Consider the following 1198-nt stretch of genomic DNA (forward strand, 5'->3'; position numbering starts at 1 on the left):
CCAACAGCGCCATGCTGGCGACGGTGTTGGTCAGCGGCTGCTGGCGAAAATCGATGATCAGCACTGGGATGCCGACTTTTTCCAGCTGGGTCAGCACGCCGCTGTCTTTCAATTTGCTCAGCAGGCCGATGTCGAAAATGATCAGATCCGGTTGGCGCACTACCGCGCTTTCCACGCTGAAATCACTGGTGTAGGGGTTGTCGAAGGTGGGGATCTGCATGACCTGCGGGAATTTTTTCGCGTAGGCCTCCACCAGATCCGGCGCTTTGACCTTCAGCGAGTTGTCCCAGGCGATGATGTTTTTCAGCGGCTCCTGCGGATGCAGAATATTCAGCGCCAGCAGCGCACGGGCATCGGCCAGGATAACGCGTTTGGCCGGTTGCGGCAGGGTGACCTGGCGGCCGGCGACATCGGTGACGACGATCGGCGCGGCTTGAGCGGTGCCGGCCAACAGCAACACACAGGCGGCCAACCAGCGGCCGGCTTTAGCGATAAGAACAGCGGGCATGAAGATCCTTGGGTAATCGGCGAAGAACGAGAACGCAATGATAAGCGATATCCTTTCGCTTTTTGAACTCCCTTGATGCCGATAGATCATCCCTGGCCCATCAGCGGGTCGCTGACGCTGTGCTCACCGTCCTCCAGCCGCCCCGCCAGGCGTCGCAGCCAGCCGGGGCCTCGCAGCGTAAGATCATACCAGCCGCCGCTGGTGCGGGCGTCAAACGTTTGCTGGTGGCTGCCGCCCGCAGGCAGCGTAATAGGCCACGGGCCTTGCTGAGTGTAAGGGCAGAGTTCGAGGGTGACCGCTATCGCTTCGGTGCCCGGATTATTCAACTGCAGCTGCAGGCTGCGGCCCGTTGGGCGCAAACGCACTTCCGGCTGCGGCCGACTCAGGACGCCGCGCAGCTCGCGATGAAAGCCGTTGGGGCCGAGCAGCCATAGATGGTACTCATTGTCCGCCTGCCAGTCGTCGCTGACCGCCTTGCCGGCCTCGACGGTATAGCGGCGCGGGATTTGCGTCAGGTCTCGCCGGTCGTAGACGTGAAATACCGCTCCCTGCTCGCCGGTATTGAACAGGTTCAACGTCACGCGGCGCTGCTCGGTCGCGACGGTGGCCTCGACGTGCAGCTGGTAGGGCAGTGCGCGGGAAGGGCGCGCCAGGCGGCGTTGGTGCGGCAAACGCTGGTGGGCGGGCGAT

2 protein-coding genes are annotated in these 1198 nt (G+C 62.9%); both read right to left on the reverse strand.

Annotated features, from left to right (window positions below):
- The coding region (locus ABT171_RS41630; RefSeq protein WP_503079068.1) for a TroA family protein at positions 1–508 on the reverse strand (508 nt) is incomplete at its 3' end.
- Positions 509–594: 86 nt separating this feature from the next.
- Positions 595–1198 (reverse strand): phospholipase domain-containing protein (locus tag ABT171_RS41635; protein WP_351252161.1); only part of this gene is annotated, 604 nt, incomplete at its 5' end.

The sequence above is a fragment of the Streptomyces sp. NPDC001851 genome (assembly GCF_040297165.1).
Classification (GTDB): Bacteria; Actinomycetota; Actinomycetes; order Streptomycetales; family Streptomycetaceae; genus Streptomyces.